Annotated in this window: 17 protein-coding genes and 3 pseudogenes; 7 read left to right on the top strand and 13 right to left on the bottom strand. The window is 32.7% G+C overall.

All coding sequences use genetic code 11. The features are described from left to right. Nucleotides 1-189 precede the first annotated feature (189 nt). Nucleotides 190-315 carry a hypothetical protein gene (locus EL101_RS13695; RefSeq protein ID WP_277871232.1) on the top strand — a complete coding sequence of 42 codons (126 nt, stop codon included), beginning with the start codon at nucleotides 190-192 and terminating at the stop codon, nucleotides 313-315. A gap of 398 nt (nucleotides 316-713) precedes the next feature. Here EL101_RS13695 and EL101_RS13820 read toward each other — a convergent pair. After that, nucleotides 714-809, bottom strand: a pseudogene (locus tag EL101_RS13820) (KxYKxGKxW signal peptide domain-containing protein); the annotation flags it as partial. Between the two features lie 804 nt (nucleotides 810-1,613). Here EL101_RS13820 and EL101_RS07990 point away from each other — a divergent pair. After that, nucleotides 1,614-2,459 (top strand): thermonuclease family protein, encoded by an 846-nt coding sequence (locus tag EL101_RS07990; protein ID WP_240622772.1) that lies wholly within the window; start codon nucleotides 1,614-1,616, stop codon nucleotides 2,457-2,459. 53 nt (nucleotides 2,460-2,512) lie between these two features. After that, entirely contained in the window at nucleotides 2,513-2,587 is a 75-nt protein-coding gene (locus EL101_RS13505; protein ID WP_240622773.1) for an excalibur calcium-binding domain-containing protein, read from the top strand. A gap of 264 nt (nucleotides 2,588-2,851) precedes the next feature. On the opposite strand, the gene EL101_RS08000 is transcribed toward EL101_RS13505, so the two are convergent. The 5 genes from EL101_RS08000 to EL101_RS13280 all read right to left on the bottom strand — a co-directional run bounded on the left by EL101_RS08000 (nucleotide 2,852) and on the right by EL101_RS13280 (nucleotide 6,984). After that, nucleotides 2,852-3,601, bottom strand: coding sequence for an HAD family hydrolase (locus EL101_RS08000; protein WP_096598707.1), 750 nt, complete (start codon nucleotides 3,599-3,601; stop codon nucleotides 2,852-2,854). A gap of 78 nt (nucleotides 3,602-3,679) precedes the next feature. Further along, a complete protein-coding gene (locus EL101_RS08005; RefSeq protein WP_096598709.1) occupies nucleotides 3,680-3,922 on the bottom strand; it encodes a hypothetical protein in 243 nt (80 codons plus the stop codon). 160 nt (nucleotides 3,923-4,082) lie between these two features. Next, the gene (locus tag EL101_RS08010) at nucleotides 4,083-5,375 is read right to left on the bottom strand and encodes an MFS transporter (RefSeq protein WP_096598711.1); all 1,293 of its coding nucleotides are present in this window, start codon (nucleotides 5,373-5,375) and stop codon (nucleotides 4,083-4,085) included. 30 nt (nucleotides 5,376-5,405) lie between these two features. Then, on the bottom strand, nucleotides 5,406-6,152 hold the full coding sequence (locus EL101_RS08015; RefSeq protein ID WP_096598713.1) for a glycerophosphodiester phosphodiesterase family protein: 747 nt from the start codon (nucleotides 6,150-6,152) through the stop codon (nucleotides 5,406-5,408). A gap of 667 nt (nucleotides 6,153-6,819) precedes the next feature. Continuing rightward, nucleotides 6,820-6,984 (bottom strand): hypothetical protein, encoded by a 165-nt coding sequence (locus tag EL101_RS13280; RefSeq protein WP_164715579.1) that lies wholly within the window; start codon nucleotides 6,982-6,984, stop codon nucleotides 6,820-6,822. 382 nt (nucleotides 6,985-7,366) lie between these two features. Here EL101_RS13280 and EL101_RS08020 point away from each other — a divergent pair. Further along, a pseudogene (locus EL101_RS08020) lies at nucleotides 7,367-7,603 on the top strand (IS110 family transposase); the annotation flags it as partial. Between the two features lie 267 nt (nucleotides 7,604-7,870). Here the strand turns inward: EL101_RS08020 and EL101_RS08025 are convergent. Next, on the bottom strand, nucleotides 7,871-8,464 hold the full coding sequence (locus tag EL101_RS08025) for a trypsin-like serine peptidase (RefSeq protein ID WP_096598715.1): 594 nt from the start codon (nucleotides 8,462-8,464) through the stop codon (nucleotides 7,871-7,873). A 905-nt stretch (nucleotides 8,465-9,369) separates the two neighbouring features. Between EL101_RS08025 and EL101_RS08030 the strand changes: the two genes are divergently transcribed. Beyond that, a complete protein-coding gene (locus EL101_RS08030) occupies nucleotides 9,370-10,005 on the top strand; it encodes a heterocycloanthracin/sonorensin family bacteriocin (RefSeq protein ID WP_096598717.1) in 636 nt (211 codons plus the stop codon). A gap of 81 nt (nucleotides 10,006-10,086) precedes the next feature. Continuing rightward, the gene (locus tag EL101_RS08035) at nucleotides 10,087-10,569 is read left to right on the top strand and encodes a hypothetical protein (protein WP_096598719.1); all 483 of its coding nucleotides are present in this window, start codon (nucleotides 10,087-10,089) and stop codon (nucleotides 10,567-10,569) included. 50 nt (nucleotides 10,570-10,619) lie between these two features. Here the strand turns inward: EL101_RS08035 and EL101_RS08040 are convergent. Then, nucleotides 10,620-11,767, bottom strand: a pseudogene (locus tag EL101_RS08040) (IS3 family transposase). Between the two features lie 716 nt (nucleotides 11,768-12,483). On the opposite strand from EL101_RS08040, the gene EL101_RS08045 reads away from it, so the two are divergent. After that, entirely contained in the window at nucleotides 12,484-13,536 is a 1,053-nt protein-coding gene (locus tag EL101_RS08045) for an Abi family protein (protein ID WP_096598795.1), read from the top strand. Between the two features lie 52 nt (nucleotides 13,537-13,588). Here EL101_RS08045 and istB read toward each other — a convergent pair whose 3' ends face one another. From istB to EL101_RS13510, 5 genes are all read right to left on the bottom strand, one after another. Then, complete coding sequence (gene istB / locus EL101_RS08050) at nucleotides 13,589-14,356, bottom strand: IS21-like element helper ATPase IstB (RefSeq protein WP_096596554.1); 768 nt, start codon at nucleotides 14,354-14,356, stop codon at nucleotides 13,589-13,591. A gap of 11 nt (nucleotides 14,357-14,367) precedes the next feature. Further along, nucleotides 14,368-15,564, bottom strand: a complete 1,197-nt coding sequence (gene istA, locus EL101_RS08055; RefSeq protein WP_241971460.1) for an IS21 family transposase — start codon at nucleotides 15,562-15,564, stop codon at nucleotides 14,368-14,370. A gap of 668 nt (nucleotides 15,565-16,232) precedes the next feature. Further along, nucleotides 16,233-16,592 carry a hypothetical protein gene (locus EL101_RS08060; protein ID WP_096598667.1) on the bottom strand — a complete coding sequence of 120 codons (360 nt, stop codon included), beginning with the start codon at nucleotides 16,590-16,592 and terminating at the stop codon, nucleotides 16,233-16,235. Between the two features lie 73 nt (nucleotides 16,593-16,665). Next, complete coding sequence (locus EL101_RS08065; RefSeq protein ID WP_096598669.1) at nucleotides 16,666-16,860, bottom strand: hypothetical protein; 195 nt, start codon at nucleotides 16,858-16,860, stop codon at nucleotides 16,666-16,668. Next, a complete protein-coding gene (locus tag EL101_RS13510) occupies nucleotides 16,847-16,978 on the bottom strand; it encodes a hypothetical protein (RefSeq protein ID WP_096540966.1) in 132 nt (43 codons plus the stop codon). The genes EL101_RS08065 and EL101_RS13510 overlap by 14 nt, the downstream gene beginning before the upstream one ends. Nucleotides 16,979-17,238: the final 260 nt, after the last annotated feature.

A 17,238-nucleotide genomic window follows, 5' to 3' on the forward strand; every position in this document is an offset into this window, starting at 1 on the left:
GCTTCATCTTTAATCTGGCTCAATGAATCATTGCGATAATTTGTACGACTATCGATAGAAGTACTCGAAATATTTTGGACTACTGCACTTGCTTGATGCTGTTGTGACACCACTTTTGTATCTTTTTCTGTTGACTTACTTACGGATTTACTGCCTGCAGATTGGCTTGTTTCATCTTGGTTTGACTGGTTGCTTTCTGATTCAGCTTTAGCAGCGTTTGAAGCTGATGTTGATGCTGATACTGATACTGATTTTGAATCAGACTCAGATGTTGATGCTGATTTTGAATCTGAAGTGGACATCGACGCTGATTGAGATGCAGAAAGACGGCTTGTTGATTCTGATGAGGCAACATCAGTTTGATGCGTTGATACTCGCGTTGTTTCTGAATTTACGTTGCGTTCGCTCTCTACACCTTGTTGACTTTGGCTATCTCCAGAAGTTGATTTTTCAATCGTAATAGATGTTTGATCCCCTACAGTTTGGCTTTTTGTTGAAATTTCTGAAGTCAGTGGTGCGTCAGATGCAGCAAATGCTTGTTGATCGTGCAACATATTAACCGTAAACATACCCCCTGCAATGGCGGTTGTCCGTATTGCATGCTGTTTGATCTTCTCACCAAATGCGACTGTGACTTCTCCTTCTTCATTTTTTACAATATCATGACTTAAAAATGAAAGACCGAGTGCTTTGAGAAATTGAAATTCTCTAATGCTCGCCTTTACCCAACTTTTGCCTGACTTGTAAAGTTTCACTCTTGCGGTTTCCTGTATTAAACTCTTTTTAAATTCCCTAAATTTTCTTGTCATTGCAAAACTCCCATAAAATAGATTTCCATAAGGTTTAAACCTGCTGCCACTGCATTAAATAGATAATAATACGTTTTTAACACGCGTGCAATATAACATTTTACTTTATCTTGTTTTAAATATAATGGTTTTCATAATTTGTTTTTGTTACTAATAATAATACATTAATTTTATAGAATGGAATGTTTGCGTAAATGAAAAAGCAGGCAAATAAAATCGCTTAAATAAAGGTTGTACATGGTATTTAATTAGTTTTCATCGTTAGTCTATATATCCGATTAATCAAATCAATTAATGATTTAATACCTTTTAAACTTTACTGAACTTTGAAAATAAACGTAAAAAGTTCAAATGAAATTTTTGAGCATCGGAGTAGGCAAGCAAAAAACAAAAGAATAACATCAACATCTTCTATCACTTTTTAATCACTTATTTATAAAGTGTTATTTCATATTATATGAAGAGATTGATTTTCTTTTTAATATGAAGTTATTTAAAGAAGGGACTGTATCAACAAGGAAAGAAACACCTTTCTGGGTACTATCATAATTAAGTGCAACTTTTCTCTTAATGAATATTATGCAAGTGGAAAATGTTAAAGTGATTAAATTGCATTGTAAAGTGGCTTTTGAATAATTTAAGAAATATTTTTGGTTTTACAAATTTTTGACATTTTTAAAGTTTATATTGATAAAACTATAATGTGCAAGTATAATAAATTTATTAATTTGGGGATTTAATGAAAAATTTTTTAGTGGATTTTAGCTCAAATATTTAAGGGATATTTTAAGGAGGCTAAAATACATGAATAGACAATCAAAAAGGTATTTCAAGTGGAAAAGTGGGTTCACCATCCTCGTATTAGTAGCAATGGCTATCTTTGCGATCTCAATTTTCTCGTCTGATCCATCGACAGTTGCGCACACTAAGACTGAAGATGCAAAGTTTACTGATAACAAAAGTGAAACATCAAAAGCAGCAACTATCCAAACCACAAATCAAAATGAAAATGTAGATGCTCTCACTTCTCATCAAACAGAACCAATGAAAGCAACAGCAGAGACTACATTTAAAGCGGCCAAACCCGGCACAACAGATAAAATTCCAGTAAAACTCGTTAAAGCCGTAGATGGTGATACGGCAAAATTTAAATATCGTGGTCACACTGAAACATTCCGATTTTTATTGATTGATACACCTGAAACCAAACATCCTCGTGTCGGCAAGCAACCTTTTGGCCAAGAGGCAGCAGACAGAACTGCAGAATTACTTCAAAATGCAACTCAAATAGAAGTTGAATTTGATGTGGACCAAAAACAAGACAAGTATCGTCGTTATTTAGGTTATATTTATGTCGATGGTGAAATGCTCAATGATATTTTAGTACGCGAAGGTCTTGCGAAAGTTGGGTACGTTTATCCACCGAATACAAGATATTTAAGTCAATTAGAGGCGTCACAAGAAGAAGCAAAAGAAGCAAAACGCGGTATTTGGAGCTTAAATTCCGCATTGGCTGATGAAGCGACTGAAAACGATGTTACTCTTACGACACCTTCTACAGCGGATGTTACAGCAAAACAAAGCGCAACAACCAGCATCCGTACTGAAAGCAAGACATCAACTAAACATAGCCATGCAGCCCTATCGTAAGCTTAAAATCATATCCAAATTGTACGACATTGCATCAAGATTATCCGAAAGGTGTGCCAAGTGATCATCCCGATTATGCTGCTCACCTAGACCGCGATAAAGATTTGTATGCATGTGAAATAAATTAATTTATTGCAAGGGTGATACGGCTGGAATAACCATTTTGATATTCCAGCCTGATTCATCACTCGTATCCCAACGATTTAACCACCACCATCTTTTATATTTATATGACATCCATTCCTTTTTTAATATGCATTTTTCTTGTGCGATGATATTCTCACTGACGCTTTTCAAAAATACAAATTCAATTTTGCATCAATATGTTGCCATCTATTCGACATATCGATTTAACATCGAGCGCCATGCATTCACACGCTATTCTTGTAAAACTAAACGTTCAACCTACTGCTACCCGCTTCAAAGCTTATTATCAACTTTTCCAGTAATTGCTCAATTTCACCATTAAAAATCCGTAATTTGTTACTTTCTAAGCATTGCTTGTCCACATGTGATGGGTTATACCAAATCACAGACATGCCCACATTCAAGCTGCCTTCTACATCATTTGTCCATGAATCTCCTATCATCAACACTTCTTCTGGCAAAACTTTTAAAGTATCCGTCACCTTTAAAAAAGCCTGAACATCAGGTTTTTCAACCCCCATTACTTCAGAAATAAAAATATTGTCATTAAAAATCGTATTCAGCTGCAAGTTTTCAATTTTTGTCCTTTGTTCAGTTAATTTTCCATTTGTTAAAATCGCAATTTCAACACGTGCCTTTAAATCGTTCAACAGCACATTCATTTTTTCATTCACCGTTATTTTAGACAATAATAAACTAAAAAATCGCTCAAAATACGCTTGTGCCTCTTCATGCGTCACGTCGATATCATAATGCTTTAATGTTTCAATCAATCGCAGACGTCTTAACTCGTCTAAACTGATTTGCCCAGAATCATGTTGCTTCCAAAAATGCTGATCATATTTTTGATAAAGTGGAAGAAATTCAGCATAATCCATACCTTTAAACTGTTCATATGATTCAAAAGTTGCTTTGTTTGCCTCTTGCCATAATGCATCAAACGCATATAACGTATTATCTAAATCAAAAATAATGAGCTTAGGTTGTTTAAACATAGTTCTAATCCTCGTTTTTTTCGTATTTGATAGTTCATGATAGGTATAAAATTCAGAAAATAGCAAATGGTACTTTTCTTAATACCATGCAACAACTTCTGATTCAGGAAAGTGATTTTCTTTAATGTTTTCTCTCACTCTTGTAAGTGCATGCTCAAGGTACCATATATTTTCATCTGGATCTGCTTTTTTCGCTTTAATACATTTTAAGTCAGAAAGTCGGACTGTGATATGTCCTGGCGCTGATTCAAAATGATTTTCTGGATAAAAATGGTAGGTGACACTGTCCTCACTTATACTGATGAATTTTAATGTTAACAATCAAATCACTCTCTTTCATCATTTCCAACTGCGCATTGACATGACATTTGAACAGTTCGAAATATAATTTGATTATATCTCAATTTCAGTATAAACACACTTTTCTTCAAGTAAAAAACGAGTCAGAATAACTCCAACTCGTTTTGTTATACGATTTCTCTTATTCAGTAACTTCACGTTTTGATTTGCGATTTAACATGAGTAAAATCAATGTACACACACTACCTAAAAACGCGACCACAATACCAATTTCAAAAATAATTCGGTATGCTTCAATGACGTTATCTTGATGGGCATCGAGTAACTTCCCGTTCATTGTATACACCCAGAATATCGGCGCATAAGCAGCGAACGAACCGACACTCATCGCAGAACCAGCATACTTTTTAGGAATATCGAATTCAGCAATTGGCGCAAGGATGACACTTTTCGCTAAAAATGTCGTAACTGAAAATGCAATTAACAAGGCCATGCTGACAAACAGACTACCTTTAATAAATACAACACCTAATAAAATGAGTGATGATAACAATAACGCTGCGAAAATCATTTTAGACGATGATTTGAACACATAGTCAGAAATAATCCCTGCTGACACACCCATCAGCACACCCATTAAACCTGTGTTGAAAATACCAAATAGCGCCGTTTGTGTTGTCGATAAATCAAAAGTTTTTTGTAAATAAGGGACACTGTAAATCAAAATGATATAACCCCAGTAAATAGACATCGCACTGATTGATGCTAGCCATACTTTTGGTTTCAATAACACATAAAATAACCCTTTTAATGCCTCTAAAGATTTATTTCCAGTAATTTCAGTTTTTTCTTCTTCATCCATTGCAGCAATCCCGTTTTTAGGGACATATTTAATAATAAGTAAAATCAATGGAATGATAAGCAAGTTATATGCCAACATCCCACCTTTGAAGACAACAATACCACTGACTAAAGACATAATTCCGACGATGAGTAAGTTCATGAGCATCTCTTCTGCACGACGAACTGATTCTAATAGACCAAATCCCATACCGCGCTTACTTTGATCCGTGAAAAAGATGACACCATTAAGTACGGCTGGCCAGAAAAATGAGTCCACAATCCCCCAAATAATCGCAATAATTTTCAGCACTTGGAATGTCGGGCTGAAGAAAATAATGACAGAAATTGTAATAAAACGAATCAATAAACCGACAATTAAGATTGATTTGATGGAGAAACGGTTATTAATCCAACCTCCTGGAATATAAAAGAAGATTGAGATACCAATTAATCCAAAAATTGCACCTAACTCCGCATTACTCACATTCAAAACTTCTAACAATAAATTGTAAAATGTGCCTTTAAAAGCTTCAAAACTAGAATAGATTAATTGTCCTGCCGTCACAACTGATAAAAATCCAATCAGTGTTTTACGGTCTTTAAAATTGAGTTTATCAAGTATTTTTTGCATACTGATGTTCCTTTCATTATGTTGTCAATTCTATGCTTTTTGTAAATGAATTAAATCGTCTGCACAGTCTGTAAAAATGCCATCTACGCCCCAATTGAACAGTGTATTCGCACGATCTTTATCATTGACTGTCCACACGTTTAAAGTGTAACCAGATGATTTAATTTCTTGTACGACGTCACGTGTTAAATTGATGTCTTCTAAATGCACAATAGACGACCCACAAAAATCAACAATGGTACGCCAATCTGGATAAAAAGCACAGCGTTCAAATAACACAGCTCTCGTATACTGCGGCACATGTTGTTCTGCTAATTTAAGTAACGCAAAGTTGAAACTTGAGATGAGCACTTCGATGTTTGATTCCAATTGCTTAATCTGTTCTTTAAACAATTGAATCATGCGCTCACTAAGATACGACCCATTTGGACCTGTAATCCCTTTAAGTTCAATGTTCAAATTCATTTGATAACGATTCGCAAAGTCAATCAACTGTTCAAACGTCATCACCCGCTCATCTTTGAACTCAGGACCGAACCACTTCCCAGATGAAGCATGTTCAATTTTTTCATACAATGTTTCGCTCACTTCTCCTGTTGTGTCTGTTGTGCGATCTAAATCGTCATCGTGAAAAATGATTAACTGCTCGTCTTTCGTAATCGCTAAATCCAACTCGAGCCATTTCACGCCTTCTACTTTTCGAGCCAAATCAAATGCTGTCACTGTATTTTCTGGTGCCTTACTCGACAAACCTCTGTGTGCAAAAATTATTGTCATATCGATGCCTGACTACTCAAACCTTTAAATTCCAGCTGTATGAATCATGACTTTTTGTAAAATCACGTTGAACATGCGCCTCATGCAACTCTATTGAGGATATGCTTTGATTTACACAGACTATGAAATTAAAGTTACTATTTAAGTAGTTTTCCTTTCTTAGTTTTTACATCAAAGTTTATGCTTTTGATTGTACTAACGAAAACATGACATCGCGTTTTCTTCATATTGCTAGGATTTTATCTTTTCGACGATATTGTAAAAATGAGAAATGACTACTTGTTGTAATGACACAACGTATACACATTGTCATTTATTTTTCTCAAATAGCAAAACAATAATTTATCCATATCAATCAACATGCATACAACATGATGATACCGCATATGTAAAGGTTTCCATTAGACATTTTCAATATTATAATGCGTTAATATAATTATGACAATAGTTTGTCGAAAAATTTTAACGTATTATCATCATATTTTTACATAAAGTTAGATTTCCATCGTTTTTTCGACATAATAAATAAAAAACACCCGCTGACTTTTACTGATGAAAAATCAGGAGTGTTCAATTAAAAGCTGATTTAATTGTTAATCGATGTCGGCGCATTAAACATGCGATAACTGCAATTTGACTCGCACATCAATATTACTTGTATGCTGCTTTATCTTAACCATTCATACCATTTGTACTTTTTATCCCCAATTTTTTCACATTGATAGTGACCAATATATTTATAGCCTAAATGTTTTAAATGTAAAATACGTGCTACTTTTATGATTTGTGGTAGCAGTAATATTAATACGATTAAACATATTTTGAGTATCATCGCACATCCCCCTATTCATATTCTAATAACAGTAATTGCCATTGATAAAGAATGCTTCATCATTTTACCATACAAACAAAACTGTGTTTATCAACATTGAATTCTATATCTACAGACGTGCAATTTATATGATTTTCAGACAATTCATATTGTATGTTAAAATCACTTCAAGTCTTCAATACATGCAAAAATAATAAAAGGAATGTGTATCATTATGATTAAAAATATAGTTTCAAGACTTGCTTTTATTTTTATTATTAAGCTCTAGTTGTGAACTTGCTTGGTGCTTGTCGCTTTCCGCATCATAGCATTTGAGGGGTGAGGTTTTGGCATTTTTGCAATCATCAATATGATCGTCATATATTTCTACTTTAGATTCACAAATAAAAGAGGAAATAAAAAAGCATGACGTTTATTGTACTTAATCATTATGAACATTATTAGGGGAAGAAATCATTATCAAAGCCATATTGTGGATTATTATTACAAATTAAGAGAGCAGCCTAATGGGAAACCCCACAAGACTGCCGTAATAGCGAGTATCAATCGCTTATTAAAGACCATTCACTACTTGATAGTCAATGATAAATTATATGATTATCAGAAAGCACCACACTAACGAAACCATATAATCATATACATCATAACACCTTATTTAAAAAAATAAAAATTGGACGGTCTAGTTTAGTAATGTCATTTTTAATTAACACGCCCTTAACAAATCGTAGGAACGAGATTGAGAAGTAAATGATGCAAGATTTAGGCGCACTTAATATACTACTCGCTCATTAAAAAAAGAGGCGACTAAAAGCAAGTAGTCGTCCTCTTATCATTGAACAGAATAATTCAATTTCTTATAGTTTAAGTATATGGAAATTATATAATTCTATTGATTTTTCATATGCTTATAAATAAAGTCTTTAATATCTTTTGTAAAGTAGATACCATAAGATTTTGGGTCAGGCGTGCCTTCTCTATCTCCTGCATAGTGTATACCTATTGCTTCACCCTTTTCATTCACAATCGCACTACCAGAGTTTCCTGGCTCGGCATAAGCATCATATGTCACTTGCCAGCTCCGAATTTCAACGATTTTTCCTGTTGATTCAAACAATTTATATTCATAAAATGAAGGCTTTGGATATCCTATAACCGAGATCCTTTCTCCAACATATGCCTTACTAGCTAACGGCAATGCTGTCGTATGGTCATCAAAATTCCACCCTGCTTCACTTTTTCCAACATGTACAACAGCTACATCCTCTATACCTGGGTACTCCACCTTACTCGTTACACTATAGACCCCACCATTAGCACTATCTCCAGTAGGATGCGCAAATACTCTATCACCGATTTTCAACTTTTTCGCTACATGTTTATTCGTAACAACTGTATTTGAGCCAACAGAAAATCCAGAAGCTCTCACAAAGGAAACTGCACTGCTATATGGTGCAATGTTCCCATTTTTAATTTCTTTCACATTTTCTTAAGCATGCGCTACGTTATGTGTTATGCTTACTGCGCTTTTAGCTACACCAACCGAGCTTAAAATAATCAATGCTGACAAACTTTTTAAAATAAAGCTTTTTTCATGATGTTTTACTCCTTTTAAATTTAATTTCATTATATAGATAACAAATTATTTATATACTTAATTACCAGATTTGTCAAAATATCTTTATATTATAATTTCTGTATTCTATTTATAATGTAAGTAATGGTTTAGTTATTATAAAATCATTTTAGTAGATTCTTCTTCGCATTTGTATACATCAATACCAAAAGAGAACTCGTAAACTTGTTTGTATAATTACACTAGCTGGATTGTTATGAAAGGAGACGCACATCATCGGAAAATTACGTCAATTTTTGCCTTTTAGACCGAGTCATTTTAAAATTTTTGTCCTTTGAATTAATTTGAATCCTCATTCACTGCTTATTATTAGCATCAATTTATATAAGCTATTCACGGTTTATTTAAGATGTGTTTCCACTTTGTAGTTAACACTTCTTAGTATCGTCACTTTAATTATAATTTTCTGAAAAATCATTGTGCACTAAAGAATATTGTTGTAAATTAGTATTATTATCAATAACAGCACTTGGTAACAAACTTAAATTATTTCAATATAACAGTAATCACGTTCCAAGCCTTAATAGACGCTTATAAAAACGGCATCTCTAACATTCTCGAGATCGCCGATTTTTCAAAGCGAATTTAAGATTTTATACAATAAAGTATGAATAATTATCAAATGAAAGGCGAGTTATATACGAGCTTCGGTGATTACATTATTACATTTAATCTGCTAAGTATTATTCAAAGTATAACTGATTAAACCACTTTATGCGTTTAATATAAATACTTTCAAGGAGGACATGCACATGTCAATAAGGAAAGAAAATAGCAGTTCTGGTTGTTCGGGCTGTTTTGGCTGTCTTGGTTGTCTTGGCTGTTTTGGTTGTTTTGGTATTGTACTGTTAATCATCTTATTATTTAGTGGATGCAGCGCTCTCTTTGGAAACTCAGACGAGGATAATAGTGAAGATACAAATCCAAAAACTGAAGCCAATTCAAAAAAAGACGAGAAAACGTCAATTAAAGAAGAAAAAGAATCAGCCAAAGAAGATGTTAAAAATGATAATACAAAAGTTAATTCAACTGTTGAAAAAAATGAAGTGACTCCCGAAGATGATACAGTTTACGGAAAATTAACTGCCCCACATGATAATAATCAGGTTGTCGTTGTTGATAACATGACTTATATTCTTGGTGACAACGACGAAATCTTACAAGCTGAAAAAGGCTTCTCGAAACTACCACTCGATAAAAATTTAGACAAAAACTTATTGAATGAGCATGCAAAAGATTATATGGCAAAAGATGCTGAGTTTGTGTCGAATATATCAGACACTGAACAAAAATATCATTCAAAGTCTTTGAATAAAGATTACTATGTCACACTCGTTCTTAATGAACACGGCAATGTCAATCGTCTAGTTGTTTCAAGCACTCAGTAAAATTACTTTAAAATACATGAATAAACCAAAAATATTGTCATAAACTTTATATTTATAGTATTATGTTAGGGGGAATAATTTATGAAAAATACTTATAATTGGATTATATGGGTTATTTTAATTTCAAGTTTTTTAGGTATAGTTAACAATGGTGCAAGCGTAATAGCATTTGCATTTTCTATTGTTATACTCACTAAATATCAGCTGATTGAAAAAGATAAAAAAGTAATTCCTCACATCAACAATACATCCAGAAAAGAAAAAAAATCTACGAATAACCAGATTCAACTTGAAAACGATAAACTATCGATTAAACTCTTTGGCGTCCCAGATATAGATAAAAGGGTTACCAATAGTCAAGAATCAGCATATTACTCAAAAATTAAAAATGAAAGTGAACAAGTTATTAGTGCTGTAAGTTGTTACGCGGGGAAGAAGTTTCACTATAAAGGTAGTACAAATTTTTATGTTAAAAAAGATCTCAACACACATGGTATTTTAATGGATCTATGTCAAGAATACGGACACAGAAAAAAGAGAATTCTACCGCGCTTCGCTTGCTAGCCTAGCCCATCATGTACTTTTAAAAATCAAAAAGTACATTCTGAGCTAGGTTATTTTGTTGCGTATTTCTTCTCAAATTCAATGGGGCTCATATAATTTAACGTTGAATGCACTCTTTTGGAATTGTAAAAAGTAAGGATATACTCCACAATGCTAAACATCGCTTCATTTCTGGTTTTATAGTTCTGATGATGTATCAATTCCTTTTTGATGATACTATGAAAAGATTCTATACATGCGTTGTCGTAACAGTTTCCTTTACGACTCATGCTGCTCTGAATCCCTTTTTCACGTAGTAAATTTTGATATTCTATTGAGGCATATTGACTTCCTCGATCTGAGTGATGGATTAATCCCTCTTTAGGTTCTTGAATTGTATACGCTTTGTTTAAAGCTGACATCACAAGTTCTTTTGTCATACGAGCTGCCATCGCCCAGCCAATGATTCTACGAGAAAACAAGTCCATGACTGTAGCTAAATAGAGCCATCCTTCTTTTGTGTATACATACGTGATGTCAGCCACCCAAACACTGCCAAGTTGTGATACTTTAAACTGTTGATTCAATAAATTAGGGTAGACAGGAAGATGATGCTTTGAATGGGTCGTTGCCTTGTATTTCTTTTTTGTGATAGACCTTATACCGAGCTCCTTCATCAATCTACTGACAGTTCTTTGTGTTACAGTATGGCCATGACTCCTCAGTATTTGTGTGATTTTGGGGCTTCCGTATCGCTTTTGACTCTTAATATAAATTTGATAAATATGCTTCTTCAAACCATCACGTTTTACTATACGCGCACTTGGCTTGCGATTTTTCCAATCATAATAACCACTTTTCGAAACACCAAGGACTTGGCACATCTTCACAACACGAAATTCATGTCGGTGTTCATAAATAAACCTGTATATTACTTCTGGTCTTTGGCAAAGATGTGCATAGCCTTTTTTAAGATTTTATTCTCTTCTTCTAAATCTCTTAATCGCTTTTCTAAATCTGCTTCTGCTTGTTTATTTGACGTACGTTTACCGCTACCGACAAAACCTTTTTCACCGTCTTTACGGTATATACTCAGCCATCTTGTTAACGTTTGAATAGGAATATCTAGATCTCTAGAAACTTCTGAGGCACGTCTCCCTGATTCGACTAATTGAATTGCTTCCATTTTAAAGCTATGATCGTATTTTCTTCTCGCCATCACTGACACTCCTATAAATTGATTTCTTTTATTATACATGAAATTCCTATCAATTTACCGTGTCCGTTTCTTAGTCTAGCATCATAATTTTGACAACAGAAAATTTATATTTTATTTCCTTATCAAGTGGATTTTTAAAAGAAATATATCCAATCAATAAAATTAATGGTATGAAAAAATATAAAAAATATGATTTAGAGATTACGTATGGGCGCAGTAAAAAATATTTTGTGTTAACTGGCTTTCAAGATCCTTCACCGTTTGTTAAAAAGTATATTGACTTAACAATGTGATAATATATGTTTCATATTTAACTTCATCTATTTGCGATATAACCCTGGGACTGGCTATATAATAAATATAAGTTTGATGAAAAATTGAATTTAAAGATAACATCTAGTATATTCAAATTAACAATTCGCGGTGAAATTCTGCTTTCTACGTAATAGTAGCTCATTCCCGGTGCCATCCCGACGACCAGATGACAATTTATCTGGTCTTTTTTGTGTAAATTCATAGGTACCCTACCAGATTTATGAAATTCACTCAAATTAATTATAGAAGCCAATCTTTTTAGTACAACATTTGTTAAGAAGTATTTGACGAAAACAGTAAGGGCATTTATAATTTAAATATGAAATGGTCATTCTTGAAATGACTCAGGAAAACCTTCGTGCATGAGCATGGAGGTTTTTTTGCATAGAAAGGACGACATTATGAGAAATATTGAAGCAATTAAAACCTTATTAAAAACATCAAAATATTCAAAACCTTACTTGAGTTGTGAGGAACAGTTAACTTTATTAAAGAGTAGAGGCATTTTTATTGAAGATGAAGAATTTGCGCTAGAACAATTGCAAACAATATCTTACTATTCATTAATTAATGCTTATTCACCACTATTTGTCACTGTAAATGGCAATTATGAAAATGCCGTTAATTTCAATGATTTTTATCTATGCTATAAATATGATACCCGTTTAAAAAACATACTTTTTAAATACATTATTTTAATCGAACAGTCTCTAAAAACAAATCTTTCTGCCATTATTGCTAAAAATTATGGGGTGCAGGAACCTACTAAATTTAGAGAGTTTATTAATCATAAAGGTAATTTGATTAGAGGTTACGATATCAGAGGAACATACTTAGACGCAAATCATTACGATAAAAATAATAGCTATAGATCAGGTCACTTAAGAAAGTTAGCATCATATAGAGATTATAAAAAGAATGAGTCTATTATGCACTATAAAAAAACCCACAATCATATACCACCATGGATCTTAATCATCCCCCTTAATTTTGGTGAAACAATTAAATGGCTGTCTATATTAAAACCGAAAGACAAAAGCGAAGTGATTACAAATATCTGTGGAATTGACAATGGAGATACTTTAAAAAATGTTGCAATTCCTATATTCGAAATATTAAGACAATATAGAAATGTGATTGCTCATGGTCAAAGATTTTATTCATTCAAATCAAATGAAAAAAACGCTCATTTATCTCGCACCTTTATCAATGAATTACTAGAATTTGACTTTTTAGATAAAACAAAATACAAAAGGAATATCGGAAAAAATGATTTATATGCATTAACTATTTCAATTATGATATTCACAAAATCTGATGGTATAAGAAAAAAGTTAGTTGAAGAACTAGTGGAGATATACGATGATATAGATAATGATTGTAAATACAATTTATTTAATGTTATTGGCATTACTAAAAAAGATATAGAGAAACTATGGACTTTATGTCAATAGCGGTTTGAAAATGTTGTTTTATGGCGGTTTGAAAATGTCGTTTTTTGGCGGTTTAAGAATGACGTATGTTTAAACTTTTTTCACTTTTATAGTCTTTAAGTCGGTATGAATCGCCTGTAATTTTAAATATTTTTGAATGGTGAATAAGTCTATCAATAATGGCTGCTGACGCTATCTTGTTACTAAATGAGTCGCCCCAACTAGAAAAAGGGATATTCGTCGTTATGATCGTGGATTTCATTTCATATCTTAGTGACATCAATTGATAGAAGAGGTCTGCCTGTTCTTTTGAAATGGGTGTATAGCCTATCTCATCAATAATAAGTAGTTCAATTCTGTTTAATTGTTTTAAAGTTTTATTGATGATTCCTTTCTCCTCTGAAGTGGTTAAGAGTTCAATTAATTCTTTAAAAGTATAGAATCGAGTTTTGATATTTTGTTTACAAGCTTCTACGCCTAGCGATATTGCTAGATGTGTCTTACCGACACCACTATTACCTAAGAAGCATATATTGATACTCTTCTCTAGAAAATGCATGGATTTTAATGTGAGTATTTCTTGTTTATTAATGCTTGGCTGAAACGTGAAATCAAAGTCATTTAAATATTTAACCTTAGGGAAACGTGCTAACTTAATAGCACGTTTAAATTTTTGTTCAGCTTGATATTCTACTTCCTTTTCTGTCAACTCAAGTAAAATTTCAGTTAAAGATTTTTGATTCTTGGATAGTGATTCTAAATACTTCGGATAATAGTCTTTAATCATTTTTAGATTGAGCTGTTGAAAGTTTTCTAATAGCTTTTGATGGTCTGTATACATATCTGTTTCTCCTATACCTCGTCATATTTTAATAATGAATCTTCGATATACGTAAGAATTTCTTGATCGTCTTTGTGCTTGAATGCGTCAGACTTCAATATCTCACACATATCTTTGGTAACATAATTGAATTTCTTTTCCGATAAATGATGGGTTCTAATTAACTCGGCATCAAAGTAGATGGATAATTTGTCAGTCAATTCATTAAAGATTAATTCAACCTCCTCACCAATAAACTTTGTAGGTACTGAATATTTACCTTTTCTAAAATTAACCATCGACTCTTTAGAAACAATTCGAATGCATTCATCTTCGACATAGGTGTTTAGTAACTGCACATTAAACGGGTTCAATAGATGTTTTTCTTCAGAATTGAATAAATCAATTGGATAGCAGTCAGTTGCTTGCGATATTTCGTTATGGTTCATTTCATGACAAAAGTGATTGACAAGACTGATAAGTTCAACAGCGTCATAAAATTCGTAATCGTAGGGCCTTAAACGTTGTTCCACAAATTTAGCTAAAGATTCCACAGAGCCCTTGGTTTGCGGCCTATAAGGCCTACACGCGATGGGTTCAAAGTTTGCATCTTTACTAAATTGATGAAAAAGGGTGTTAAATACCACTTTTCTATATTGTGTTCTAGGACGATCAACGACCGTTTTCATATTATCGAACCATATTTCCTTAGGAACACCTCCAGTGTACTCAAAAGATTCTTTCAAACATTGAAATAATGTATCTTGTTTTCTATCCCAAGTTAATGTGATATACTTCATTTTTGAATAGTGTAGAACGTAAAGAAAGATATTAAATTGATAACGTTTCCCAAATTTATCATGCATGACCATATCTTCTTTCCAGTCTACTTGAGCAGCTATACCGGGGCGTGTTTCTACCCGTATAGTTGCTTTTTTAATTTCCTTTCCTTTTTTATTCTTACAATATTCTCTAAGAATCGTATATTTGCCTTCATATCCTTTTTTAGTAATATATTTATAAATCGCCATAGCCGTACAACCTAGCTCTAATTTTTCGTCTATGAGCGTTTTATAGGGTTCTAATTTTGATACTCTCTTTGTCGTTTTCCTTGTTTTTAATTTTTTCAACTCATTGCCTTTCCCAGCTTCATAATATTTTTTTACTGTCCTTGGATCACAATGATATTGTCTAGCCAGTTCAGCGTAATTTGGTTTTATGCCTTTCATAATGTAAAATGACACTCCTTCGTATATATCATGTCTCAATCAAACAACCTCCATTCAAAGATTGAGTTAAGACATGATTATATATTTTAGAAAATAAAAAATGTAGGAAAAACAGCATTTTCATTCCGCCATTTTCCTACATTTTATAACCGCCATTTACACTTTAGATAAATTATTAAAAAAATGTAATTAGATGAATAATTAAAAAATATTAATTCCTTCTTATAGTTAAGAAGAAAGAGACATTAAAACTGATTAATGGCAACTATATTTTAAAGAGTAGTTCACCCATTTTGCACCCGATCACATAAAAAACGAAAAACTGGGTGCAAAAACAAAAACCTCAAAGCACATACCTTCAAGGATTCGAATATTTTTTAGCACCTAATTGAGACCATTTTGAGACCAAAACGCTATTTTTAACATACTGGTCTCAAAATACATTTAAAACAAAAACCCTCAAAGCCCGTAGCTTCAAGGGTTCCACGTATTAATACTGCTTCATATACTGCTCGACTTCCCATTCAGACACTTGCGTTCTATGGCTCTGTTCAGGATATATAACAGTTTTTTTACGTGTTAAAACCTAGTAGAACCAATGTTTTAACACATACAAACATATTGAAAATGATTTCTCTGCACCCATTTCTGCACCCAAAAACGAAATTTTAGAAAAGTGGGTGCAAAAATTGGGTTGAGCACCTGTCATATCTATTATCAAGCGAGGTACTTTTTATAGAAATATAATGAGGATAACTAAAATCAAAATGCCGATAGATAAAGCAAAAGAAATTTTCTGTTTTGTTTCTCTGTTCATTTTTACTACTCCTTTCAAAAATGAACAGTATGATTCCCTTACTAGAGTCTTGCCATAATACACCTGGTTGTATATGCATGATATAACTAATAGCACCGCCAACCCTTATTTTAAACTCAACATCTTCGTGGTGTTCTTTTTTTGCACAAAATTGACTAACTACAAATCGAATTTGTGCCCTATATTTGCCTTGAACATCACTTTTAAACATTTTAACTTGCCCCCCTACACACCTAGTTCACAAAAAATCATTTTAGGCGCTTCAAGTTATTCTCTCACAATGCTTAAACTTGTTTTTCTCGTTCTTTTTGATAGGTATAAAGTTTTTCTGCAGTATCTAGAGAAATACCTCCTAAATCTCTAATCCCTCTTCTTAAATCAGATATGCACGCTTGTGATATGCCAGTTTCTTTATAAATTCTATATCCTGATACATCACTCTTTAGTAACTTTTGAATCGTTGCTCTAAATTCCATCATCATTTTTTCTCCCATTCTTCTTATCTAAGTAATAAAAGTGTGTTTTTCGTCCTAAAAATAACAGGAATGGCAAACATAATAACAACAGCGTGAAATAATTTAAAATAGTCAAGTTCATCCTTCCAATCATAAACATTTTTGTAGTTTTCAATGGATCAATATCATCGTGTTTTTTTAGCAAAATTCTTATCGCCAAGGAATTGTTGACAACCAAAATTCAAATATTATTATACTACAAAATAAATATATGTGAGCGTATAACTTTATAAAGTCTCGAATTCTAAAAGTAATTTGAGACCAAAATGCCAACTCATTACAAATTGGTCTCAAAAATATGTTAAAAATTGACCCCTATTTTTGGAATGCAAATTAAAATGA

The organism is Staphylococcus delphini, from assembly GCF_900636325.1.
Classification (GTDB): domain Bacteria; phylum Bacillota; class Bacilli; order Staphylococcales; family Staphylococcaceae; genus Staphylococcus; species Staphylococcus delphini.